Raw genomic sequence first — 24,190 nt, forward strand, 5'->3', positions numbered from 1 at the left:
GTCCGTCGCGTTCTCTGGAACCGCGGGCGCCTCGCCCGCATCGTTATTATTGGTTTCGTCGGAAATTCCGTGCCCCAGGCCTCCCAAGAAAACCGAGCTCGTTTAGAACCGCTCGAAGTTGTCATCGTCGTCCAGATTCACCACGACCCCGCCGCCGTTATGTTGGGGGCCTCCGAGGTGGCCGCCGTGCGTTCCGGGGCCGCTCCCCTGAGCCGGTGGGTGCGGAGGGAGCTGCGCGGGGGTTGGGACATGGTTGTCGTGACTGAGCCCGCCCGTGGGGCGATGCGTCGGGAGCGGGAGGCGTCGATGCGTGACCGGCAACGGCGTCGCGAGGCGATGAGGCGGCCCCTGCCCCACGTGGCTGTCGGTCCCGCCGTTGAGCTGGAAGAAGTCGACGTGATGCTGGAGCGTGGTGGACTGCCAGGCGAGGTCGCTGGAGGTGGTGGCCAGCTCGGTACTGGCCGCCGCGTTCTGCTGGACGACCTCGTTGAGCTGGCTGACGCCGACGTTGATTTCCCGGATCGCGGCCATCTGCTCCTGCGACGCGGCGGCGATTTCCTGGACGAGGTTCGAGGTGTCGCGGATCATCGGTACGATCCGGTCGAGCAACTGCCCGGCGTGCTCCGCCACGGCCACGCTGTTGCCGGCCAACTCGCCGATTTGCTGCGCGGCGGCCTGGCTCCGTTCCGCGAGCTTGCGGACCTCGCCGGCCACCACGGCAAACCCTTTGCCTTGCTGGCCGGCGCGGGCCGCCTCGATCGCCGCGTTCAAGGCGAGCAGGTTGGTCTGATAAGCGATGTCCTCGACGACGGTGATCTTCTGGGCGATCTGCCGCATGGCCGTCACCGTCTCCTGAACGGCCTCGCCCCCCTTCTCGGCCTGGCTGCTGGCCTGGTTGGCGGTCTTGGCCGTATCTTTGGCGTGCTGGGCGTTCCGCGCGACCGACGCGTCGACCGAGTGCAGGCTCGAGGCGATCTCCTGGATCGTCCCCGCCTGCTCGGTCGCCCCCTGGGAAAGCTGCTGGGCGCTTGAGTTGAGCTGGCTGCTCGCCGTGGAAACCGAGGCGGTGGCCCCGCGGATGTGGCTGACGACGTCGGCCAGCTTGTCCACGACCCCGTTGACCTGGGCGGCGAGCTGGCCGAGCTCGTCGTTACGCTGAACGAGTGCACGGTTGCTCAAGTGCCCTTCGCGTAGTTGCTGCGTGATCGCCATGATCTCGTGCAACGGCTTGACGAATCGTCGGCCGAGCCACCAGCCGAGCGCGATCATCAGCACCAGGCAGGCGGCGACGAGGATGACCGTCCTCGACCAGATCGAATAGATCGTCGCGAACGCCTCGCCCCGCGGAATCGAGACCAAAACGCCGTAGTTCGTATTCCCCTTGAGCCGTAAGGGGGCGTACCCGACGACTTCAGGGACGTCGTTGGGGTCGTTGGGGTCGCTGATCTGGACGGCGCCCGAGCCGTTATTGAGCACCGCGCCGAGGGGACCTTGGGGCCGGGCGGCGTCGACCGGGCGGGCGTAGCGCAAGGTGCGGGTCGCGGTGCCAGGGATGTCGATCATGCCGTCCGGCTTTCGGTCGACGAGGACCTCGCCCTTGGGGCTGACGATCCAGATTCGCGCGTTGTTGCTCAGGCCGAACTGGAGCATCGCCAGGTCGAGGATGCCGTTGAGCTTTGTTTTATCCAGGGCGCTGTCCCAGGCCGGCTTGTCTTCCGTGTTGTCTTTCTCGCCGTGCGCCAGGAACGCCGTGAACCGGTCGCCGATCGAGGTCGCGGCGAGCCTGATCAGCATCAACTGTTTCAGCTTGAAGTCCTCGGCCGCATCCAGCGCGAACGATGCGATGATGAGCGAGGGCACCAGGCCGAACAGCACCAACGCCAGGGTGATTTGCTTCTGTAAGGACATTCTCATCAAAAACCCTCCGCTCTACCGCCGGCAGGAGGCGTGGTATGATTGTCGGCGGTGCGGGACTCGGTCACGAGCGCCGCCAGGTCGAGGATCAGGGAGACGGAGCCGTCGCCCAGGATGGTGGCTCCCGAGAACCGATTGATTCCGACTAAGCCTTCGCCGAGGGCCTGGATGACCGCCTGGACGCGTCCGAGCAGCCGATCGACGGAGACGCCGACCCGCTGACCCGCGTGCCGGGTCAGCAGGAGCTCCTGGCGCGCGGGCGGCTCGCCGCTGGCGAGGAACAGTTTGCGGAGCGGAACCATGGGCACCAGCTCCCCTCGGACCGTGACGCAGGGGCGGCCCTGAGAGAGCGCGGGCTTGGACCCATTCAGCGACACGCATTCCTCCACCTGAGCGAGCGGGACGACGTAGCGGTTCCCGGCCGTCTCGACGAGCAGGCCGTCGATCAGGGCCAAGGTCAGCGGCAGCCGGAAGATGAACGACGTCCCCGCGCCGGGGGTGCTCTCGACGGCGATACTGCCGCGGAGTCCGCGCACCGCGTCGCGCACCACGTCGAGGCCCACTCCGCGCCCCGAGAGTTCGCTGACCTGGTCCCGGGTCGAGAAGCCGGGCTCGAAGATCAAGGTGTCGACCCGCAAGTCGTCGGCTGAGGTGCCGACCGGGACTAGCCCCTGCTTGATTCCCTTGCGGACGATCCGGTCACGGTCGAGTCCGCGGCCGTCGTCCGTGACCCGGATCATCACCCGATCCCCTTCGTGGCCGGCCGTCAGCGTGATCCGGCCCGCCCGCGGTTTGCCTGCGGCTTGCCGCTCCTGGGGCGTCTCCAGGGCGTGGTCGACCCCGTTGCGGATCAGGTGGATCATCGGTTCGCTCAGCCGCTCGATGATCGTGCGGTCCAGCCTGGTGTCTTGCCCGATGATCCGCAACTCGATCTCTTTGCCCGACCGATCGGCCAGGTCGCGGACGACCCGCGGAAAGCGTGAGAAGAGCTCGTCGACGGGGACCATCCGCAGGTCGAGCGTGGTGTCGCGGATCTGTCGGCTGACGCGTTCCAGTGACTCCAAGGTGTGGATCCAGGGTTGGGCCTCGGGCAACTCGCGCAACCCTTGGAGGTTGTCGGAGAGTACCGCCAACTCTCCGGCCAGGCCGACGAGGTCATCGAGCTGCACCGCATCGACCCGGATCCGCGCCGTCGCGCGGTGCCCGTTCACATTCAAGGGGAGCGGAGCCGCCGCTCGTTCCGGCGCGGGCTTGACCGCCACGGGTTCGGGCTCAGGTTCAGGAGTGTCGGGAGCCGGCGCACTGCGCGGTGCCCGACGGGGCTCGGGAGTGGTGGCGGTGGGCGTGATCGCCAAGGTCGGCGGAGGCGGTTGGGCCCACAGGGTTCCGTCCGCGGTCTGCCGCTCGATCGAGACGGTGCTGTCTTCGGCGACGAACAGGAAGACGTCGTCGAGCCGGTCGGCGGGCTCGACGGTTTTGAGGTCGATGACCCAGACCAGGTAGCACCGTTCGGGGTCGATCTCGTCGAGCGGCGGCACGAGGTCGGCGTCGGTGCTGACGTGCGCCTCGCCCAAGTCGCGGAGCTCGTCGAGGACTCCCAAGGGATTGACCCCGCGCCGCAAGGTGTCGCGTCCAGGCTTCAGGGTGATCCGGTAGAGCTCGTGCAACGGGAGCTCGATCGGAGGTGACGTCACGCCCTCCTTCGACTTCTTCGCTCGGGTCCGGGGGGTGGACTTGGTGTTTTCTTCGGAGGCTCGCGGACTCGGTTTGCGGTTCCGCGCGGTAGGCGGGGACGGAGGCCGCGGGCTGTTCGGTTCAGGAGCAGGCGGAGTCGGCGGTGGGAGTGGCGGAGGGTCGGGCCTCGTGGGTGTGGCGGGTGGCGCGGGTGTCTGACCAGGATCGTGGATCAAGGCCGCCAGCCGCTGGTTCAGTTCCGGGGAGCCGGTGACGGGCTCTCCCGCCGCTTCGCCCTCGACCATCGTCGCGAGGTGGTCCTTGGCCTCGAGAAGCGTGCTGATGATGTCCGAGTCAACCGCGAGCTTGCCCGCGCGGATCCGGTCCAGCACCGTCTCAAGCCCGTGGGTGAACTCGGCGATGGCACCGAGTCCGACCATCCCGGCCGCTCCCTTGATGCTGTGTGCGGCGCGGAAGGTTTGGTCGAGGTGCGCACGGTCCCCCTGGCGCCGTTCCAACTCCACCAGCCCTTCCTCAAGGCCGATCAGGAGCTCGCGTGCCTCTTCGTAGAACATCAAGCGGAAGCGATCGTCGTTGGCAGCCAAGGTGCAACCCCTCGTTCGTTCCACGGCTCCAATTCTAATCGGGCACGACGGACGATAGTCAGGGGGCAGTGAGTGGGAGTCAGGAAAAGAATCTCAAGCATCATCGGCATGAGGAACGCCGGATCCTAAATACAAGCATGTTTTTCCAACAACCCGCCAGAGAGCGAGGAATCACCCTCGTTCCCACGGTCCCCCGTGGGAATGCCGTCCCCGACGCTCCGCGTCGTCTGGCCTTCGCAAGCCGAGGACGCAGAGCGTCCCAGACTTCACTCCCACGGGGGACCGTGGGAACGAGTCGCGAGCGGCTTCCTCGCCCTGGATCGGGTCGTTGTGTTTTTTGCCATCGGCATCGAGCTCCGCGGGACGTTCTGTCAAACCACGGGACAAGAATCGTGTCTTATCATTCTAAGAATCCGAATGTTTTTCTGGACCTCTTTCTAGAACGGCAGGGAACGGCGGACCCATCGTCGCAAGTGTTCCGGATCGGTCGGCTTGACGATCCAACCCGTGACTCCCAGGCGCCGCTCCGGCTCGACCTCGTTCGGGCGTCGAGTGGAGAGGATCAGGACCGGCAAGAATCGGTACATCGGCAACTCTCGGACGGCGGCCGCCAGTTGCAGGCCATCCAGGTGGGGCATCTCCAGGTCGGTCAGCAGCAAGTCGCAATGGGATTCACGCAGGACCTGGAGCGCGGCGTTCCCATCGGCAGCCGAAACAACTTGGATGCCCGAATGTTGGAATTGCGCGGCGACCCAGCGGCGGACCGCAGAGCTGTCGTCGGCATGCAAGATCGTCATACCCATGAACGTGCCGTGTTGGACCCCGCCAGCGTCGCGCTTCCGGCCCGGTTCGTGGACGTGAAGGCGACGGCCTTCGCTTTCTCGCTTGACCTGCGTTCGGGTTGTCGGCTGTTAGAGAATTTAAGCGTCTTGAATCGTCAAAGAAAGGTGTCGGTGACACCGGTCAGCCAGTTTGATAGTCCGGAACGTTCGGCGATTTCGACACAGACCCGGGGAACGTTCACGAGCCGGACCGCCTGGCCCGCCCGCCGTCCCGACGCGGTCGCGGAAATGATTAGTTGCAAACCGGCCAGGTCCCAGGGACCCGTCGTTTCCAGGTCGATCCGCAGGTCTTTTCCCACGGCGATCGCCGCCAACAACGACTCGCGAATCTCGGCCAGCTCATAGAGCGTGGCCGGGCCCGAGAGTGAGACGGTCTGAAATCCGAGGTCTCCCAAGGACATGGCGCACGCCGCTCGTTTCCGGTTCGGTCGAACGAATTTTTTCTCGGGCCGATTCAGTCTACCACGCGCCGATGGCCAGGGGGAGCAATCACCTGACGGGATATTGCAGGACGATGATATTGATGTCGTCCGATGCGCGCCCGGGAGAGGTGTGGATGGCCACCGCCTGGTCGACCTGGTTGAGGATTTCCAACGGATCGGCGCCGTGGTGGGCCTGGAGGACCGTCTTCAGACGTTGTTCACCAAACAGGACATCGCTGGGATCCATGGCATCGGTGAGACCATCGGTGTACATGATTAACGATTCCCCGGGGGCGAGCCGATCGCTGTCGCCGGCCGTGCCGTCAACCATGCCGATTCCAAGCATGCCTGGGTTTGAATTCAAGAGCCGAGGGCCGTTCGGGCCGACGATGATTGCGGGGGGATGCCCCACGCCCGCGTAGCGGAGCAGGCCGGTCTCCTCGTCGGCGATCAGGTAAAACCCCGTGCAGAAATAGCCTTCGGGAAAGAACTGTTCCCCGGCGACGTCGAGCCCGGCCAGCAGTTCGCCCGGCTCCATGACCGCGATCGACAAGGGCGCCGCGAGGGTTTTGACCATGCCGGAGAGCATCGCCGAGTTGACCCCGTGCCCCGAGACGTCGGCCACCAGGATTCCGAGCCGCATCTTGTCGAGCCGGTAAAAGTCGTAGATATCCCCCCCCAACTGATTGGCGGGCGTGTACCGGACGGCCACCTGGAGCACCCCGCGCGGCTGGGGCGGTCGAGGCATCATCGCTTGCTGCACCTTGCGGGCCAGGTCCAGCTCGAAGCTCAGCTTCTTGTGGGCGGCTTCGAGGAGCCGATTCCGCTCGGCGAGCTCGGTACGGAGCGCGGAAATCCGCAGGTGGGCGCGAATCCGGGCGAACAACTCTTTGATTTCTTCGGGGTTTCTCGGCTTCTGGATGTAGTCGTCCGCGCCCGAATCGAGCCCGAGCACCTTGTTCTCGGTCTCGCAGAGGGTGGTGAGTAGCAGCACCGGGATCGAGCGCAGGTCCGTGTCCGCCTTGAGTTCGCGGCAGAGCCCCGCGCCGTCCAACTCGGGCATCTCGAAGTCGGTGAGAATCAGGTCGACCGGAGGAACTTCCCGAGCCTTGGCGAGCCCCTCCTTGCCGTCCTTGGCAAGGGCGACTTCGTAGCCCTCGTCTTGGAGCAGGGTCGAGAGCATTCGGCGCATGGTGGAACTATCTTCAACCAGCAAGATGCGACGCGATGCCATCATCCCGATCTCCTCGGCCACGCTCGGGAGCGACCGCCTCGAGAACGCTCGGATCGTTTAGGGCTTATCAGAATGAGTGAGACGTACTCACGATACGGAGCGGTAGGCACCACTGTCTAGGGGGGGGATGCCCAGGGACCCGACTCGGGAATTGGGGAACGCTCCCCGGAGTTGGCTCGGCTCCCATCGCCGCCGCGCTTGACGTGGTCGAGGCCTCACCAGGCTCGGTCGAGCATCGCTTCCATGTCGGCCTGGGTGCAGGGGCGGGGGTTTGTTTTGTGACAGTGGTCGAGCATCGCCAGGCGGGCATACTCGGCGATCCGGTCGTGGCGGAGGTCCGGCACGTCGCGGAGTCGCTTCGGCAAGGGGAGTCGGATCAGGACCAGCTCGGTCAGCGTGATCAAGTGCGCGGGGCCCTCGCCGCTCCGTCCCAGGCCGAGCCGGGCCGCAAGGTCGGACAGGCGGGGAGTGGCGACCTCGCGGTTGAACCGTAAGGCGTGCGGGAGCAGGATCGCGTTGAGCGTCCCATGATGCACCCGCCCCTCCGACCCCAGGGCGTGCGACAGTGAGTGGATCACGCCGAGCCCCTTCGAGAAGCTGATCCCGCCGAGCAGCGCCCCCATCATCAAGGATTCGCGGGCTGCCTGGTCGGTCCCGTTGCGGGCGGCGGCCTCGAGCCCGCGCGAAATGTAGCGCAGTCCCTCGAGCGCGATTCCGTCACAAATCGGATGGAACGTGGTCGAGAGGTAGCTTTCGATGCAATGTGTGAATGCGTCCATGCCGGTTCCCGCGGTGAGGACCGGCGGGAGGTCACGGGTCAGTTCCGGGTCGCAGAGGGCGACGCTCGGCAACAGGTGCGGGCTGAGGGCGATGGTCTTGCGCCCGGTCTGGGGAAGCTGGATCAGGGTGCCGCGCCCGGCCTCGGTTCCGGTCCCGGCGGTGGTCGGGATCGCGGCCATTGCCGGCAGGTTCGGTGTGATCCGCTCGAGCCCGCCGGTGGTCAGGTCATAGTCGACCAGCCGGCCCGGGTGCGTGGCCATCAGGCGGATCGCCTTCGCCGCGTCGATCGGGCTCCCTCCGCCCAGGCCGATCAGGCCGTCACACCGTTGCGCATGATAGCGGTCCAGGCCGGCCAGCACGTCGGCCTCGGTCGGGTTGGCCTGGACCTCCTCGAAGACGACCGGGTCGTCCAGCCCCGAGAGGACCTCGTCGACCAGCCCGGTCGATCGCAGGCCGGGGTCGGTGACCACCAAGGGCCGGCGAACGCCGAGGCGGGCCAACTCTTCACCCAGCAACCTCCGCGCACCCGCTCCGAAGAGGATTCGGTTCGGAAAGGTGAATGTCGCGGGCATCACGGCTCCGTCGCAGGCGGCTTGGCTTGGCATGGATTCAGAGCTGACTGCGCAGAGAATTCAACAAGAATCGAACCGCGGCATGAGAAGAATTTACGAAACGCGACGGTCGGATGACGTGCTCTTTCGAAGAGAAACGGATGAGCGACATCAGAGAGATTGTCGGCGGTTCAAGTTGCGGAACTCGACCGACCGTGTGCTCCGGGGCTCGTCAATTCCCTCCGAGTTGTGCGAGCAGGCCATCCATCTCGCCCGCCGCGTGCCAGTCTCCCCGCACTTTCGCTTTCTCGATCCCAAGTCGGAGGATCTCGACGGCACGGGCCGAGTCACCCGACTCCATGAAGGACTGACCGAGTTGCTGGTAGGCCGCGACCTGGTCTTCGGGATGGTCGGCGATCAGCGCGAGCAACCGTTGCCGCCCCTCGTCGACGTCCCCCTCACGCAGGCATTGTAAGGCGAGACCGTATCGCAAAAACGAGTCGGCCGGATCCTCGGCGAGGCTCTGCTCGAGAGCCACTCGACGCGACGATTTTTCCGCCATCACACCCCCTCGAACCGGGCACGCCGCCGGCGCGCCTTTCGTGCCGAACGATGGGTTCAAGCCTAACGGCACCCACGGCTCACTGTCAACCAAAGTCAACGCGTTCGCAGCCGGACGTTTTTGCCTGATCCCTCCCGCTTGAACGAGCCAACCCGGCTCGCCTGAGGCACCGAACTGGTTTTGTACCCGATTCACCACAATTTATTGACCCGATCGGCTTAGGTTTCCTAGGTTCACAACCGAAACGGGGTTGCATGAGCTGGTTGGTAAAATGGGTGGAATTTATCGAAAATTAAGATAGATGGGGAAGCTAGGCTAAATCTGGTCGTCTGCACTCAAGCCGGGCATTCAGGCAACCCGATCCAAAGCAAGTCGGAAGCCTGGTATCGAGAGGGTTGAGAGCCGAGGTCGTTGCGAGGCTTCGGATCAAACGAACGAGGATCCTCGGCTCGAACTGGGCCGTCGACCTGGCCCAGTCATTCCCAAGTGGGGACCACCACCGTGCCACTGCTCTTGAAGCGACGCGGACCGGAGCGAGTCTGGAGTTTCGCGCTCATCGGTCTGACGGTCCTAATGTGGCCAGCGCCTCATCCGGCCTGCGCTTCGTCACGACGGACCCCCGTGGTCGAGGCGGTCCAGAAAGTCCAGCCTTGCGTTGTGAGTATCTCGAGTGAGAAGAAGGCTTCGTCGTCGAGCCGCTGGCCGTTCACGGCGGAAGAGAATCAGCGACCGCGGGTGAGCGGGATGGGCACCGGGGTCATTGTCGATGGCCACGGTTACATCCTGACGAACCACCACGTCGTGGATAAGGTTCAGGGGATCGAGGTCCACCTCGCCGACGGCACGAGCTACCCGGGGCATGTCGTCCAGCATGACGAGGCGATGGATCTGGCGATGGTGAAGATCGACGCCAACCGAGTCTTGCCCGCGATCACGCTCGGTTCGTCGGCCGACCTCCTGGTCGGTGAAGACGTCATCACGATCGGCAATGCGTTCGGTTATGAGAACACCGTCTCGGTGGGCATCGTCAGCGCCTTGAACCGCAACGTGACGCTTTCCGACGAGCAGGTCTATCGCAACCTGATTCAGACGGACGCCTGCATCAACCCGGGGAACTCGGGGGGGCGTTGGTGAACATCGACGGCGAGCTGATCGGGATCAACGTTGCGGTGCGGGCCGGGGCCCAAGGGATTGGCTTCGCCCTGCCGATTGACGATGTGAAGCGGGTTGCCGCCGAGATGCTCAGCACGCGCCGGCTGGCCTCAACCTGGCACGGACTGGTGGCCGACGAAACCCGCAACAGTGCGGTGCGGAAGGTCGAGCTGGTCGACGTGCAGCCGAACAGCCCGGCGGCGGTCGCGGGCTTCCTGGCGGGCGACCAGGTCATCCGCGTGGGTGAGCTGGATGTTCATACTCCACTCGACATCGAGCGTGGTCTGCTCGATTTCCGCGCCGGTCAACAAGCCTCGATTCGGATCCGCCGCAAGGGGCAGGACCAGACGGTCGCGATCGGCCTTCAGCCTTTGCCTCGGACCACGGCTCCCGTCGAAGCAGGTGAACAGGTCTGGAGGACGCTCGGCCTGAAGACGACGCCGGTCACGCCCGAGTACGTCGTTGCCGCCTCGCCCAAACTTCGCGGCGGCCTGTACGTTCAGGCGGTCTCTCCCGGCAGTCCGGGGGCTCAGGCGCAGATCCAGAAGGGGGATATCCTAGTCGGCGTCAACGTCGGCGAACGGCACTGGGAGACGATCCGCCCCGATAACATCCTCTTCATCTTGCGGCAGCCCGAGGTCACCCAGTCGCAACACCTCCAGTTCTACATCGTCCGTCAAAACGGCCTCCAGCGCCACTCGATGAGCGTCGCCGAAGTCGCTACCACCCGCCACACCCTGAGCCGCTAACCCGTCCTCATTCATCCCCACCAGTCGGCAAGCCCCGTCGCTCGGCCCATCCCCCCTCACTGGTCGTAGCGACGGTCGGTTGCCAGCGAGCTCCCCCCTCCCTCTCCTTTTCTTCGTTTTCACTCGCCTTTCCAAGGCGAGCGGGGAGCGTAAGCTCCCTGTCTTTGTCGCCGGGCGTTGGAGTCGGCTGGCAGAACCAGACGTGGACATCGTCAGGTGGTATGTCGCCTGACTTTGTTGCTTGGAGTAGGAAGAGGCCAGCATACAGGGAGCTTACGCTCCCCTTGGAGAGGCGAGCGTATGCTCGGGTGCTTGCTTTGTTGCTTGGCGTAGGAAGAGGCCAGCATACAGGGAGTTTACGCTCCCCGCTCGCCTCTTCAAGGCGAGCGTATGCTCGAGCGATCGCTTTTACGACGCCTCAACTTTGTTCGGCGCACTCTTGGGTTCCGCGGGAACGATGGTCGTGGCCGTCGCCGAGCGTTTTTCTAGCTCGTGGCTGTGGTTCAGCCTGCGGATGTACCAGACGAGATAGAGCGAAATCGCGCAAGGGACCGCGAAGCCCTCGTAGGTCAACTCCGTGAAGACCAGGGCGGCGATGAGCGACCCGCCTGAGAACGCGACGATGATTTTGACTCTCAGCCAGTTCATGGCGATGAGCTGGCTTCGCTCCGGGTCGCCGGATCGAAGCGTCAGGATCTTCGAGATGTTGATGCCGAGGTCTGTGACCGGGCCCGTCAGGTGGGTCGTGCGGATCTGCCCTTTCGTCGCGCCGGCGAAGAGGCCATTTTGGAGGCCGCACGCGAAGCACAGAATGAAGAGCAAAAGAAAGTCGCGCTGGAGGACCAGAGGTTCTCCGAACGTACCCAGATACTCCGAGAATTCACCGAGGTAAATGAATAAATTCAAGGCCGCCAGCGTGATGATCCCGCCTTCGATATTCGGCGCCTCCCCGAGGATCATCTTCCGATCGACGATCCAGCCCGCGACGATTGCGCCCGCCAGAAAAAAGAGGGGCGCCAGGGCCATCTCGAAGGCGCCCAGGTATTGCTTCTGGGCAAGCGCGACACCGACGTATGTGCCGTATCCCGTAATGTGCGACACAAACCGGTGAACCGCGAGATAGCCCCCAGCGTTCATGAAGCCGCTCTGGAAGGCCAGAATCAGCCAGAGAACCTGATTGCGCGGGGCGACCACATTTTTGAAGACATCAATATTCATTAATGTATTAAGTCGTGCCGGGCCAATGTCGATAGTCAAACCGAGTGGATCCGTCGTCCGTCACGCACATGTTTTTCGGGCGGGTGTTCGTCAAGGAGACGAGCCATTCCCGACTTCGATTCAAGTGTAGCAAAGAGCGGCGAAGAATTGAGCGTGACGGACGACCAGGTCCACCATTACGAAGGGGACAGCGGGCCGACCTCGTGTGGGCTGACCGCCGTCGCCGATTGACTGCCGTTCCGCGGTTCCCCGTCGCTTCTTGACTTTGGAGCGGGACGGTGGGTTGGCTTTGGCTGAAGCCCCGCGGTGCGCGAGATCTAGGCGATGGTCTCGGGACCCCGAGCCACCTCGTCAGGCGCGATGGAAATCCACACGGCCCGGACGAGTGCGATCACGCCGAACAACCAGGACCGGTCAGCGAAACGCTGATGTCAGGGAATGTCCCGGCCTGGGGGATTGGCCGTTGCGCGAGGGCGGGTGAGTCGCGTCCCTAACGACTCGCGCTCTCGTGACGTCCGTCCGTCGCGTCAAGTTCGCAACGCCCTGACGATCCGTCGTCGTGAATTTGAAGTGTCCTGGGCTCATCGTTCAACCTTGTTTCAAGAGCCACGCGAGGGGGGGCTCCCGGAAGTTTGGTGCTGCCGAGATTCGCGTGGCTTCATGAATGGAAAGCAAGGGACGTACCACGGAACGAGAGAATCGATTGTGGTTGACTGCGAATTCCGTAACCCCGGTCCAGATCGCCGCTTGTTGCATTTGTGCGGTTTGGTTGGTTGGCGGTGACGGTAAGGCATGGGGCGACTGGGGCGAACGTGGTCGTGCAGTTATTGACCTTCCTGGTCAAATTCTGACCAAACCTGCTTTTCGATGGCGAGCTTGGCCGCTCGGATTTTGCTCCGTAGCGTATTTCGCGAGATCCCGAGGAGCTCACTGGCGCGGAATTGATTGCCGCGAACGGAGTTGAGCACTTCTTTGAGGACCGCCCGGTCGACGGCGGCAATCACCTTCTGGTAGAGGTCGTTGTCCCCGCTCTGAATCAGGCTGCGAACGAGTCGGGCAACGCCCAGCAGCTCGGGTTCGGGGCTGGTCTCGGAAATGATTTGGGGCGAGGCGGCGTCGGCGCGGAGGGCTGGCGGGAGACAATCCAGGGTGAGGATATCGCCCGTGGCATGGACCAGTGCATATTTGATCGTGGCTTGTAGCTCCCGGACGTTGCCGGGCCACTCTCTGGTTTCGAGAAGGCGCATCGCTTCCGGCGCGATGGTGCGCACCTGCTTGCCCAACTCGCGATTGAAGAGCTTGACGAGGTGTTCAACCATGATCGGGATATCGATCCGTCGTTCTCGGAGCGGCGGCAGACTGATGGTGAAAACGTTGAGTCGATAGAACAGGTCCTGGCGGAACCGGTCATCGGCGATCATGGAGTCCAGGTCGCGGTTGGTGGCGGCGATCAAACGCACGTTGGCCTGGATCGTGTTGCTACTGCCGAGCCGTTCGAACCGTCCGTCCTGGAGGATCCGCAACATCTTGGCTTGGGTGGCGGGCGACATGTCGCCAATTTCGTCGAGGAAGATCGTGCCGCCGTCGGCCTGCTCGAACTTGCCGATCCGTCGGCGGTCGGCCCCGGTGAAGGCGCCTCGCTCGTGGCCGAAGAGTTCGGCCTCCAGCAAGGTTTCCGGGATCGCCGCGCAATTGATCGCCAGGAACGGCCGGTCACTGCGGAGCCCGTGTTGATAGATCGCGCGGGCGACGAGTTCCTTGCCGGTCCCGCTCTCGCCAAGGATCAGCACCGTCACGTCCTGGCTGGCGGCGCGGCCGATCTCCTTGTAAACCTCCTGCATGGCGGGCGAGCGGCCGACGATGCGGTCGACGGCGACGTCCTCCGGTTCCTCCTCGTCGGCGAGGAGGGCGCGCACGTGGGTCAACCGGTTCTGTTCGAAGGCCTTGGCCAGGACGGTGCGGAGCACGCCGAGGTCGAGCGGCTTGAGCAGGTACTCGAAGGCCCCGCGCTTCATGGCCTGGATCGCGGTTTCGGTCGCGGCGAACGCGGTGATCACGATCACGGGGAGGCGTGCGTCGATCTGTCGAATCCGGTCAAACGCGTCCAGGCCTGACATGTCGGGCAACCGCACGTCGAGGATCACGGCGTCGGGCCGCTGCCGTTGCGCGAGCTCGATCCCTTCCTTGGCCGTGCGTGCGGTGAACACCTCGAGCGTATCGGACTTCAGGCTTTCCTGAAGCGAAAAAAGAACGTTCGGCTCGTCATCCACCACAAGTAGCCGGGACACAGTCGCCTCCATATTGGCTCCGTCAGGTCCGATTGCGCTCGTCAATCCGCAACGGTTGATTCGGTTCGCTCGGTGGGAAACTCGTTCCCACGAAGGGAAGTCGAACGGTGAACACGGCTCCCCCTCCCGGCCTTGCGGTCGCGGTGATCCGGCCACCGTGGGCTTCGACAATCCGCTTGCAGATCGAGAGTCCGAGTCCGAGCCCGGTCTCCTTGGTACTCACGAACGGTTCGAAGATCCGGTCCCCCAGTTCGGCCGGCAGCCCGCACCCACGGTCGAGAACCTGAATCGAGAGCCAGCGCACGGGGCCGTTGCCACCGCTGCCCGCCGCCTGATCGGCTCGCTCCCCTTGCTTTTGACCCGGGTCGGCGCGGTTGGCGTTGGGATCGGCGTCATGCACGATCCGAGTCTGGATTGTCCCACCTTCGGGCGTGGCGTCCATGGCGTTGATGAGCAGGTTGAGTAACACCTGGCGGAGATGACCGATATCCGCCTCGATGATGGTCGGCGCCTCGGGCAGGTCGTACGAAATCTCGATCGACTTGAGGGCCGCCTGGGTGGACACGAGTCCGAGGATTTGTTCCAGCACCGGGCTCAACGCGAAGACCCGTTTTTCGACCTCCGGCGGTTTTGCAAAGTTCAAGAACCCCTGAATCGAATGCTCCAGCCGGGTGATCTCCTCGAGCAGGACCTCCAAGGACCGGCCTCGTAAACCGGCCTCATCGCCGCGCTCGGTGGCTGATTGGACCAGGATCTTCATGGATGTTAACGGGTTACGAAGTTCGTGCGCGAGACCGGCCGCCATCTGGCCGAGCGCGGCGAGCTGTTCGCCGCGGAGCACCTCGCGCCGGCTCACTTCCAACCGCGCCACGACCGTACCGATCTCGTTGGCCATCTCCCGCAACACCGCTTCCAGGCTGTCGATATCCCAGGCAGGCGACAAGGTGATCGGACCGACCACCTCATTGAGTTTACCCGCCGCGTCCCGAATCGGGATACTGAGCTGGGCAATCGAGCGGCTGATCCCCCGCGCGATCCCGAAACCGGCAAGCAGTCCGGCAATCGCCCCGCAAGTCCCCAGCAAGAGCAGCACCACGGCCACTCGACTTGGCATCGCCTGGTTCTGGGCGCTGGCGGTCTCGACCTCCTCCTCCATGGCGTCGAGATACTCTTGAGATGTGTTCAAAATTTTTAAGATAAAGTGCCGCGTGAAATCGTCACGCGTGGCTTCATCCGCGACTTCGGTTTCTTTTCCTTCGCGCTGCTCGGTCACGATTTCCCAGAAGTGGTCGAGACCCGATCGGACCTGACCCAACAGCGATCGCTCCTCATGCGTGGTCGTCAGCCGTTCGGCCTCGCCCAGCCAGCGGTCGATCTCGCCGCGATGGGACGGGATCGGGTTGAGATGGCGACGATCCCCCGTGAGGTGGAACTGATCGACGTGGGTCTCGATCTGGCGGATCGTAATCACGAGCTCCTCGGCCGCGCGAATCCCGGAGACGTCGCGGGTCAGCAGATCCGTGGTGTTCTGCTGAAGCTGGTGCACGTAGTACGCAGCCACCGATCCCACGGCCATCAACAAGAGGCTCACCACCACCACAGGCGCAATCAAACGGGCCAGGACCCGCTTGGCCAGTCGCGGGGAACCACTTTGATTCGTCGGGAGGAGGTTCGACGCGGTTTTATGCCTCAAGAATTGATAATTCATCAGTTTTAAGAAGCAAGACCGCATGAAGGTTCAACGTGGCGGTACGCATTTCGCCACGGGGGTTCACGAAACGACTATCCGCAAAATCGGTTCAATGAGCAAATCCTTTTGCGGCCCCGCGGCGGCGACCTTCAAAACTCGTCGTGGTCCGGATTCAAGCCAACGACCACGGGACCAGGAAACCTAAGAAATCACAGGTGTGTTCGCGTTGCTGCGTGAGATCACCGGCGCGGCGATTGGTCCGAGCACCCGTTCGAGCGCGACTCCGATCGCGAGCAGTCGGCGGTCACCTCCGGTTGGGCCATCGATTTCGATGCCGACGGGCAGGCCTTGGTCGGTCATCCCGGCCGGCAAGGAAAGTCCAGGAATGCCGGCGATGCTGCCCGGATCGGTATTGCGCAGGTACGTCTTCATTTGGTCGACGGGGGCGCCGCCGTTAATCGAGACCGTCGATGAACCGTTGATTTCATCGTGCGGCACGGCGGCCAGGAGCGTGGTCGGAAACAGCAAGGCGTCGAGCCGATGTATGGCGAATGTTGCGGAGTAGAGTTGCTGAAGCTGCGGTCGCCACGTCGTCATGGCGGCCTGATAATGGGCGCCGAATTCATCGGCGATTACGGAGGCGTACGCCCGCCGGACATCCGGGCTGGCGATCCGAAGTGCCACCTCCGCAATCGTTTTGACCGGCGCGTTATTGGCGATCAGCCAGGCACGCAGGCCGTCGATCGGTTCGTGCAATGCCACGGGAAAGCTGATTTTTTCGCTCAGCGGCAGCAGGTCTGGCATCGCGACGTCCACCCACGTCACGCCGGCGGATTCGAGGCGTCTCAGTGCCGCCCTAGCAACGGACTCGACGGCGTTGTCGAGCCCTTCCCAGAGCTCGGCGGGCAAGCCGATCCGCAACCCGGTCAGCGCGACGGCGGGCAATTCACCGTCGCTGGTCATGACGCCGTCCAGCATCGCGACGTCGGCGACGGTGCGTGCCATCGGCCCGACGGTGTCGCGCGTGTGGCTGATCGGCACGACGGCATTCGGGTTGTGATAGCGGCGTTCACGACCACCGTTGCCGACCGAGGGACGAAACCCGGCGATCCCGGTCAGCGCGGCCGGAATGCGGGTCGAACCGCCGGTGTCGGTGCCGAGACCCGCCGGCACAATCCGCCCGGCAATCGCGGCTGCCGTGCCTCCGGACGAACCACCCGCGATCAGGCTGGGATTGTACGGATTGCGCACCGGCCCGGCGTGCGAGCTGAAATTGGTACTCGTGATGCCGAACGCGAGTTCATGCATATTCGTTTTGCCGACAATGATGGCACCGGCATCGATCAGACGCTGCACCGACGGTGCATTCGTTGTCGGGATAAATGTGTCGAGCGCGGGTGTTCCGGCCGACGTCAGCAGGCCTTGTGTGTTGATGTTGTCCTTGACGACGATCGGCAGGCCGGCGAGCGGATACATCGATTTTTCGTGAGTGGGCAGCGCATCGATCCGTCGCGCATCGTTGAGCGCTCCGTCCCGATTGAGTGCGGTCAATGCGTTCAGCATCGAGAGCGTCGCCGCGCGATCCAGCAACGTGGCAACATAGTCGACGGCCTGCAACCGACCCGACTGGATGGCGGCGACGGCCTCGGTGGCCGTCAGCGCCAGTTGTTGATCGATGGTCCATGTCATACTGGCGTGCTCCTGGAAAGATCCATTTCTTCGAGTCTGTCGCAAGGAAACCGGGACGTTTGTCTGCTCCGGAAGCCGAAATTCGCGGGAGAAACTCGTTCCCACGCTCTGCGTGGGAATGTCGTCCTGGCCGCTCTGCGGCCCCACTCGCCGGGGAAGACAAGACGACGCGGAGCGTCGCGGACGGCATTCCCACGCAGAGCGTGGGAACGAGATCCCGGTATCCTTGCTACAGTCTCATTGCTTGCGGAACTGGTGCGCAACACGCGCACGTCGGACACAGCATCGGCCGAATCAAACTCGTGTCAGAATAATGTTGAAGTGAATGAATGTTTTGATTAAAGTGTCAATTGTTTGTGTTGTGTCGGGTTGGATTTGCATGTTTGGTTGCGATCCGTCCTTTAAAGGCGCGGAGCCCGGCGTTGTCGTCTGGCCAACAGAAGGGAGAGCCCGGTGCATCCCACGAAGAGGCCGGACACGACTCCAATCGCGGCCTGGTAGGCCCGCCCATAATCCGCGGGCGATGTCCCGTTGGACAGTACGGAAAAGAAAAGGCCACTGATTGCGGTCGCACCAAACGCAGAGCCCATTTGAAGCATTGTCGTGACGACGCCCGCTGCCAGCCCCGCTTTCGCTGGCTCGATTTCGCCGATCACAATCCGCACGACGGAAGGGAGGACCATGCCGTGCCCCATCCCTGCGAACAGCAATCCGATGGAGAACAGAAAATTCGGCTCATCTGCATAAAAGAGCGCCCTCCCGGAGCTCGCAAAGCCGACCGTAAGTGCCGCGAAACCGACGGTGAGGATGTGGCTGCCGACGCGCCGCACGATTCCGGGCGACATCAGCGGCCCCAAGATCGAGCCCATGCCAAACGGGAAAATGGCGATGCCAGCCTCAAGTGGCGACCAATGCAACCCGTTCTGCAGATAGATCCCGTACGTCAGGAAGAAGACGCTGTCGCAATAGAAGCAGAAGGCCAGGATGAGACCGATCGAAAACACGGGGTTCTTGAAGAGGTCGAGATCCACGAGCGGGTCGCCCCCATGCTGCTTCAACCGGGACTCCGTCCGCAGAAACAAGAGGAACACGGGAACGCTCGCCGCAAACGCAAGGAACGTCCATGGCGGCCAACCGGCCTCCCGACCTTGTGTCATCGGGTAGATGATGAGGGCGAGAAAGAGCAGCAGAAGCAGCACGCCGCCTCCATCGATTTTTGCGCCTGATACAGGGCGGGTTTCGGGCACAAAGCGCCAGGCACCGAGCAATGCCAGGCTGCCGATCGGCACATTGATCAGAAAGATCGACGGCCAATCAAGTCCGAATGGCCGTAGCGTGATCAAGGCACCTCCCCCCAGTTGCCCCGCGACCGAGGCAAAGCCGTAGACGAAGCCGTACAGCCCCATGATCTTGGCTTGTTGGTCGTTCGGGAACAGGGTTCGAATCGTGGCCAGGATCTGCGGAACCATCACGGCCGCCGACCCTCCTTGAAGCATTCTCCCAACCACGAGAGTCGTGCCATTGGACGCCCCGGCGCAGAGCGCCGACGCGATGACGAAGCCGGCCATCCCCACCATGAAGATCCGCTTGCGTCCGAACAGGTCGCCCAGTCGGCCACCCGTGACAAGAAACACGGCGAATGCGGATGTGTACACCGACACAATCAACTGCAATTCAGCCGAACTCGCCCCCAATCCGGTTTGAATCGCCGGAAGCGCGAGATTCACGATGAAATAGTCCAGCGGTGATAGGAAGGCGCCGGTGAGCAACACGGTGAGCGCCCACAGGTCCGAGCGACGCGTCCGACCTCGGTCTGGTTGGCGTCGCTCGGCAGACCGAGTCGTGATGGTCCGAACGCCAATGGCTGGGTCTCGAAAAACGTTGTCTGATTTCATGACTGTTCAGTCAATAAATGGCCAAAAAAATTAGCTCAGCGCACGCATCGCGATATCAACAATGGCGGCAAGTTGGTCTTCGTCGTGGATGATTTTGCCGAGCACGCGTAAGCCCTGAGTCAGGCAGAGCAAGAAGTCACCGACCGCTCGTTCGTTGAGCGCGGTGTCGAACACGCCGGCCGTTTGTCCACGAATCACCGCGGCCGCGAGCAAGGTCGAGATTCGCCGCATGATCGACTCGATCCGCGCCGACAGTTCACCGTCATCGGGCAGCATCTCCAATGCCGTATTCGTGACGAAGCAGCCTCGGAGGCCCGTCAAGGCCGACGCAATCCGGGTGTGATGCATCAGGGCGGCCCGCAGCGCGTCTCGAGGAGGTAATGTCGGGTTCAGTCGCTCGGACAGTTTCGCGACTGCGCCTTCCGCATAGTGATCCAACGCCGCAAGCAACATCCCGTGCTTGTCGCCAAAGGCGCCGTAGAGACTCCCACGCAACAGGCCGGTGGCTTCACACAGGTCGTCGAGCGACGTCGCATGATAGCCGTGCGCCCAAAAGACTCGGGCCACAGCCTCGGTCACGGCCGTCACGTCGAATTCACGCGGCCTTCCACGCGACGCCGTCGGAGTTCGTCTTTTCGGACCAGGAGATGCACCCATGGCACGGATTATGTGACTGCTTGGTCAAAATGTCAACCGGTCGAAGGCTGTCACGGCTCAAAGAGCCGGCGTTTTTTCCGTCGGGTCGGTTGCGGTGAGGGAGGGGATGGAGGTGGGGAGGACGGTCGGGCTTGGTGTGATTGACGCTGGTGACGGTCGGGTCACCAGCGTCGTTGGGGCGGGTACGGAGGTTGGCGAGTGCTCAATTCTCCAGGGTGGCATCCAGGGTGATCTTGGTATTCAGGAGCTTCGAGACGGGGCAACCGGCCTTGGCCTTGCCGGCGAGCTCCTCGAATTTCGCCTGGTCGGCGCCTGGGATCTTGGCTTTCAAGGTCAGGTGGACGGACGTGATGGCGAAGCCGTCGGCGACCTGCTCCAGGGTGACTTCGGCCGTGGTCTCCATCCGCTCGGCCGTGAGCTGGGCTTCGCCGAGGATCAGGGACAATGCCATCGTGAAGCAGCCGGCGTGGGCCGCACCGATCAGTTCCTCGGGATTGGTGCCGGGCTTGCCCTCGAAGCGACTGCTGAAGCCGTACGGATAGTCTTTGAGAGCGCCGCTTCGGGTCGAGATGGCGCCCTTGCCGTCCTTGATCCCGCCCTGCCAGGCGGCGGATCCATGGGTCTTCATGTTGTTGGCTCCTTGTGGTTGGTGCCGGACCGAACTGGTTCGGTTCGGTTTGGAACAGAAGAGGATCGTCAGGCGTCGAACGAAGGCTCTCGGCTCCTCGTTCGCTCGGGATCGAGCGGTCGGTTCTGAGGGGCCGGGGGAGGTGAGGCGAACTCGTCTTCCATGACCTGGACCATGCGGTCACGCATCGTGAGGAAGTCATTGATGAGTCGTCGGGCAGACTCAGTCAGGCCGCTTCGATTTGTGCTTTGACCGCCGACCTGGGTTTCGACGAGCGGGTGGCCGAGGGCTTGTTCGGCGGCCTTGATTCGGCCCCAGATGTGGCGGTAGCTCTGGCCGAGCACGCCGGCGGCCTGCTTGATCGACCCTGCGTGGTCGACTGCCTGAAGGATCGCGATCAGGCCGAAGCCAAAACTGTATCCCCCCCCTGCTTCGAACCAGACTTTGACGCGGGGTCGGACCGGTGCCAGGGGGTCTGCCGAGGGTGTCTTTGAGGGTGACATGTCCGCTAGCGTATCCGAAACGCGGGGGGTTGGGGAAGGCCCGACGGGGGCTAGCCGGAGTGCGTCCGCTCTCCCTGCGCTTGGGCCGGGGCGACGTCTGATCCGTGTCCTATAAATAGTTGGCGGAAACCGGTACAGGCCGGCTTACAATTCAAGTTGTCCCCCTTTTTGAGAGGGGCTGATTCCGTTGATTTCTCGCGTGCTCAAGCGACCCCATCGTTTCCGATCAGGAGCTTCAGGATCATGAGGTATGCGGTGGCCATCCTCGGGGCGGCGGCGTTGGTCGTCTCTCCTGCCCTCGGCGACGATCAAGGGCCGAAATCTGCTGGGTCCGGGGTCGAAACGGCCTCGAAGGCCGAGTCTGCCGATGAACGCGCGATCCGCGCATCGGCCGAGACGTTTACTCGCGCGTACAACGCCGGTGATGCTCATGCCTTGGCCGAGCAGTTTTCAAAGAACGCGGACGTGATCGACGGCGATGGGGTCCGGATCCGCGGTCGGGAGGCGATCGAGCAGTCGCTCGCCGCCACGTTCAAGGAGGAGCCGGGCGACAAGATCACGCTGGAGATCGACTCGCTCCGACTCATCAGCCCTGACGTCGCCCTGGAAGAGGGACGGAACACGGTGACCCCGGCCGGGGGCGCTCCGGTGACGCGCCGGCATATCGTGATTCACGTCAAGCAGGATGGACGCTGGTACATGGACAGCGTGCGCGAAGTGGAAGAGCCGGTGGTTCGGCCGCATGACCGGCTGAAAGTCCTCGAGTGGATGCTCGGCGAATGGACCGACGAAGGCTCCGACTCCATCGTGCGGACCAGTTGCCACTGGTCGAAGGATGAGAACTATCTGCTTCGTGACATCACGGTGCAAGTCGAGGGAGCCACCGCCCTGAGCATCACGCAGCGGATTGGCTGGGACCCGCTGACTGAGCGGTTCAAGTCGTGGGAGTTCGACTCTGAAGGGGGGCACAGCGAGGGGCTCTGGGCGCGTGCCGGTGAGAAGAACTGGGTGGTGAAACACGCGGGGGTACTGTCCGACGGTCGCACCTCGTCAGCCACGCGTGTCATCGACTTGGAAACGCCGGATCGCATGCGCTGGGCGTCGATCGACCGGGTTGTCGGCGGCGAAGCGATTCCGGAGGAAATGTCGTTCATCATGGTCAAAACCCCTCCCGCCCCTGGGACGCAGGCGGGCGAGAAGTCAGCCCCAACTCCAACTCCGGCGAGGGACAAACGATGAGTACCAAGCGAACCACGTTCATTGCGTCGACCCTGGTTCTCGCTCTGCTCGCGGCCGACCAGCCCGCCGGAGCCCGCGGCTTTGGCGGCGGAGGCGGCTTCCGCGGTGGCGGTGGTGGTTTCAGTGGCGGCGGCTACCGCGGCGGTGGTTTTAGTGGCGGTGGTTTCAGCGGTGGCGGCTATCGCGGCGGTGGTGGTGGTTTTAGCGGCGGTGGTTTCAGCGGTGGCGGCTACCGGGGCGGCGGTGGCGGTTATAGCGGCGGTGGTTTCAGTGGTGGCGGCTACCGGGGCGGCGGTGGCTATGGCGGCTACGGAGCCGGGGCCGGCGGTCGAACGAACTTCGGGGGCGACAACCGCTTCGGAGTCGGCAATCGCACCAACGTCGGAATTGGCGACCGGAACGTGAACACCGGGATCAACCGTTCGTTCGACGGCGGCAACCGCACCAATTTCACGAACAACAACCGAACGAACATTGGTGTCAACACCGGCAACATCAATCGGATCAACAATAACAGCGGGAATATTAATCGCGTTAACAATGTGAATATTAATAATTCACGTTGGGGCAACGGCTCCCGCTGGAACAACTCCTATTCGGGATACCACAACGGCTGGGTGCACGGCTACTGGAACGGGCACAACTCGAACGCCTGGGGCTGGCGGGGCGGCTACTGGGGTGGTGGCGCCTGGGGGTTTGGAGCGGGCCTGGGCCTGGGATGGGGGCTCTCGTCCTGGGGGTTCGGCTCGTCGCTCTACAACTGGGGCTACATGCCCTACGCCAACCCGTACTACCTCGCGTCGCCGGTGGTGGTGCAGGAACCCGTGTACGACTACTCACAGCCGATCGACACGACGAGTGCGGCCCCCGAGCAATCGGTGACCGATCAGGCGGTCCAGCTCTTCGACGATGCACGCGGCTTTTTCATGAAGGGGGACTATACCCAGGCGCTCGCCTTGACCGACCAGGCGCTGGCGAAAATGCCCAACGACTCGGCCTTGCACGAGTTCCGTGGCCTGGTCCTGTTCGCCCTGGCACGCTATGACCAGGCGGCGGCCTCGCTCTACGCCGTCCTCTCGGTCGGGCCCGGCTGGGACTGGACTACGCTGATCAGCCTCTATCCCAACGTGGACGTCTACACCGCTCAGCTTCGTGCGCTGGAGGCGTTCTGCAGTCGAGAACTGAATTCGGCACCAAGTCGCTTCGTTCTGGCCTATCAATACCTGACGGCGGGGCACAACGATGCCGCGATCGCGATCCTCCGGCAAGTGATCCAACTCAAACCGGACGACAAACTGTCGGCGCAACTGCTCGCGCAGCTCGCTCCCTCGAAGAGCAACACCGACACCACGCAACCGGTCAGCCAGCCCGAGGCCGTCGACACGGCCCTCCCCGCGGGCGCGACCATCGAAGGATCCTGGAAGGCCAACCCTTCCGCGGACATCGCCATTAACCTGACGATTCGTCCCGGCGGGACGTTCAACTGGAGTGTCGACCAGAAGGGCCAGAAACGGGAATTCGGCGGCACATCCACCTTCGGCGATGGAATCCTCACCCTCGCCCAGGAGCAGGGACCGGCCATGGTCGGTCGGGTGAGCTGGACCGACCCCAGCCACATCACCTTCCACGTGGTTGGTGACGGTCCTGAGACGCCGGGACTCACCTTCTCCAAGTGAACCGGCCGACGGGAACGATTCGAGTCCTTCTGATGAGCCGAGCCGAGGCATTTCGACGATGCCTCGGCTCGGCCGTTTCTCTGAGATTGCTTCCAACGAGGCCGCAATCCAAGAAGGTCCGCAAGAGCGGCCCCTACGGGTGTCACGGGCACGAACCTGGAACGGTCGTCCGACGTCCAACTGCTTGGGGGATCGCGGTTCGTTCGATACAATGTCGGCTTG

Annotated in this window: 19 protein-coding genes; 4 read left to right on the plus strand and 15 right to left on the minus strand. The window is 63.4% G+C overall.

Annotated elements, in window-relative coordinates; genetic code table 11:
* Nucleotides 1-102: 102 nt before the first annotated feature.
* The 7 genes from BUS42_RS23615 to BUS42_RS23650 all read right to left on the minus strand — a co-directional run bounded on the left by BUS42_RS23615 (nt 103) and on the right by BUS42_RS23650 (nt 8,584).
* Nucleotides 103-1,914, minus strand: a complete 1,812-nt coding sequence (locus BUS42_RS23615) for a methyl-accepting chemotaxis protein (RefSeq protein WP_074310222.1) — start codon at nt 1,912-1,914, stop codon at nt 103-105.
* The gene (locus tag BUS42_RS23620; RefSeq protein WP_074310224.1) at nt 1,914-4,193 is read right to left on the minus strand and encodes a chemotaxis protein CheA; all 2,280 of its coding nucleotides are present in this window, start codon (nt 4,191-4,193) and stop codon (nt 1,914-1,916) included. Before BUS42_RS23620 ends, BUS42_RS23615 begins: the two co-directional genes overlap by 1 nt.
* Before the next feature lie 437 nt (nt 4,194-4,630).
* Nucleotides 4,631-4,996 (minus strand): response regulator, encoded by a 366-nt coding sequence (locus tag BUS42_RS23630; protein WP_074310228.1) that lies wholly within the window; start codon nt 4,994-4,996, stop codon nt 4,631-4,633.
* 134 nt (nt 4,997-5,130) lie between these two features.
* Nucleotides 5,131-5,436, minus strand: coding sequence for an STAS domain-containing protein (locus tag BUS42_RS23635; protein ID WP_074310230.1), 306 nt, complete (start codon nt 5,434-5,436; stop codon nt 5,131-5,133).
* 88 nt (nt 5,437-5,524) lie between these two features.
* On the minus strand, nt 5,525-6,694 hold the full coding sequence (locus tag BUS42_RS23640) for a PP2C family protein-serine/threonine phosphatase (RefSeq protein ID WP_074311386.1): 1,170 nt from the start codon (nt 6,692-6,694) through the stop codon (nt 5,525-5,527).
* Between the two features lie 212 nt (nt 6,695-6,906).
* Entirely contained in the window at nt 6,907-8,043 is a 1,137-nt protein-coding gene (locus BUS42_RS23645; RefSeq protein ID WP_074310232.1) for an iron-containing alcohol dehydrogenase, read from the minus strand.
* Nucleotides 8,044-8,254: 211 nt separating this feature from the next.
* Nucleotides 8,255-8,584 (minus strand): tetratricopeptide repeat protein, encoded by a 330-nt coding sequence (locus BUS42_RS23650; protein WP_074310234.1) that lies wholly within the window; start codon nt 8,582-8,584, stop codon nt 8,255-8,257.
* Between the two features lie 501 nt (nt 8,585-9,085).
* Here BUS42_RS23650 and BUS42_RS45315 point away from each other — a divergent pair.
* Both BUS42_RS45315 and BUS42_RS45320 read left to right on the plus strand, forming a co-directional pair.
* Nucleotides 9,086-9,718 (plus strand): S1C family serine protease, encoded by a 633-nt coding sequence (locus tag BUS42_RS45315; RefSeq protein WP_254053695.1) that lies wholly within the window; start codon nt 9,086-9,088, stop codon nt 9,716-9,718.
* Nucleotides 9,715-10,485: a PDZ domain-containing protein gene (locus tag BUS42_RS45320; protein ID WP_254053696.1), complete on the plus strand. Its 771-nt coding sequence runs from the start codon at nt 9,715-9,717 to the stop codon at nt 10,483-10,485. The genes BUS42_RS45315 and BUS42_RS45320 overlap by 4 nt, the downstream gene beginning before the upstream one ends.
* Before the next feature lie 408 nt (nt 10,486-10,893).
* On the opposite strand, the gene BUS42_RS23660 is transcribed toward BUS42_RS45320, so the two are convergent.
* The 8 genes from BUS42_RS23660 to BUS42_RS23695 form a co-directional block, all read right to left on the minus strand.
* A complete protein-coding gene (locus BUS42_RS23660; RefSeq protein WP_074310236.1) occupies nt 10,894-11,703 on the minus strand; it encodes a YoaK family protein in 810 nt (269 codons plus the stop codon).
* A gap of 824 nt (nt 11,704-12,527) precedes the next feature.
* On the minus strand, nt 12,528-14,003 hold the full coding sequence (locus tag BUS42_RS23665) for a sigma-54-dependent transcriptional regulator (protein ID WP_074310238.1): 1,476 nt from the start codon (nt 14,001-14,003) through the stop codon (nt 12,528-12,530).
* A gap of 10 nt (nt 14,004-14,013) precedes the next feature.
* On the minus strand, nt 14,014-15,684 hold the full coding sequence (locus BUS42_RS23670) for an ATP-binding protein (protein ID WP_254053698.1): 1,671 nt from the start codon (nt 15,682-15,684) through the stop codon (nt 14,014-14,016).
* Between the two features lie 198 nt (nt 15,685-15,882).
* Nucleotides 15,883-17,370, minus strand: a complete 1,488-nt coding sequence (iaaH, locus tag BUS42_RS23675) for an indoleacetamide hydrolase (RefSeq protein WP_074310241.1) — start codon at nt 17,368-17,370, stop codon at nt 15,883-15,885.
* Nucleotides 17,371-17,771: 401 nt separating this feature from the next.
* Nucleotides 17,772-19,142, minus strand: a complete 1,371-nt coding sequence (locus BUS42_RS23680; protein WP_216821059.1) for an MFS transporter — start codon at nt 19,140-19,142, stop codon at nt 17,772-17,774.
* A gap of 153 nt (nt 19,143-19,295) precedes the next feature.
* Entirely contained in the window at nt 19,296-19,922 is a 627-nt protein-coding gene (locus BUS42_RS23685; RefSeq protein ID WP_074310242.1) for a TetR/AcrR family transcriptional regulator, read from the minus strand.
* Nucleotides 19,923-20,124: 202 nt separating this feature from the next.
* Nucleotides 20,125-20,550 (minus strand): OsmC family protein, encoded by a 426-nt coding sequence (locus BUS42_RS23690; RefSeq protein ID WP_074310243.1) that lies wholly within the window; start codon nt 20,548-20,550, stop codon nt 20,125-20,127.
* A 68-nt stretch (nt 20,551-20,618) separates the two neighbouring features.
* Complete coding sequence (locus BUS42_RS23695; protein ID WP_074310244.1) at nt 20,619-21,053, minus strand: winged helix-turn-helix domain-containing protein; 435 nt, start codon at nt 21,051-21,053, stop codon at nt 20,619-20,621.
* Nucleotides 21,054-21,296: 243 nt separating this feature from the next.
* Here BUS42_RS23695 and BUS42_RS23700 point away from each other — a divergent pair, with 243 nt between their 5' ends.
* Both BUS42_RS23700 and BUS42_RS23705 read left to right on the plus strand, forming a co-directional pair.
* Nucleotides 21,297-22,292, plus strand: a complete 996-nt coding sequence (locus BUS42_RS23700) for an SgcJ/EcaC family oxidoreductase (RefSeq protein ID WP_074310246.1) — start codon at nt 21,297-21,299, stop codon at nt 22,290-22,292.
* On the plus strand, nt 22,289-23,968 hold the full coding sequence (locus BUS42_RS23705) for a tetratricopeptide repeat protein (protein ID WP_074310248.1): 1,680 nt from the start codon (nt 22,289-22,291) through the stop codon (nt 23,966-23,968). The genes BUS42_RS23700 and BUS42_RS23705 overlap by 4 nt, the downstream gene beginning before the upstream one ends.
* The last annotated feature ends 222 nt before the right edge of the window (nt 23,969-24,190 follow it).

Origin of the sequence: Singulisphaera sp. GP187, from assembly GCF_900129635.1 — a bacterium.
Classification (GTDB): domain Bacteria; phylum Planctomycetota; class Planctomycetia; order Isosphaerales; family Isosphaeraceae; genus Singulisphaera.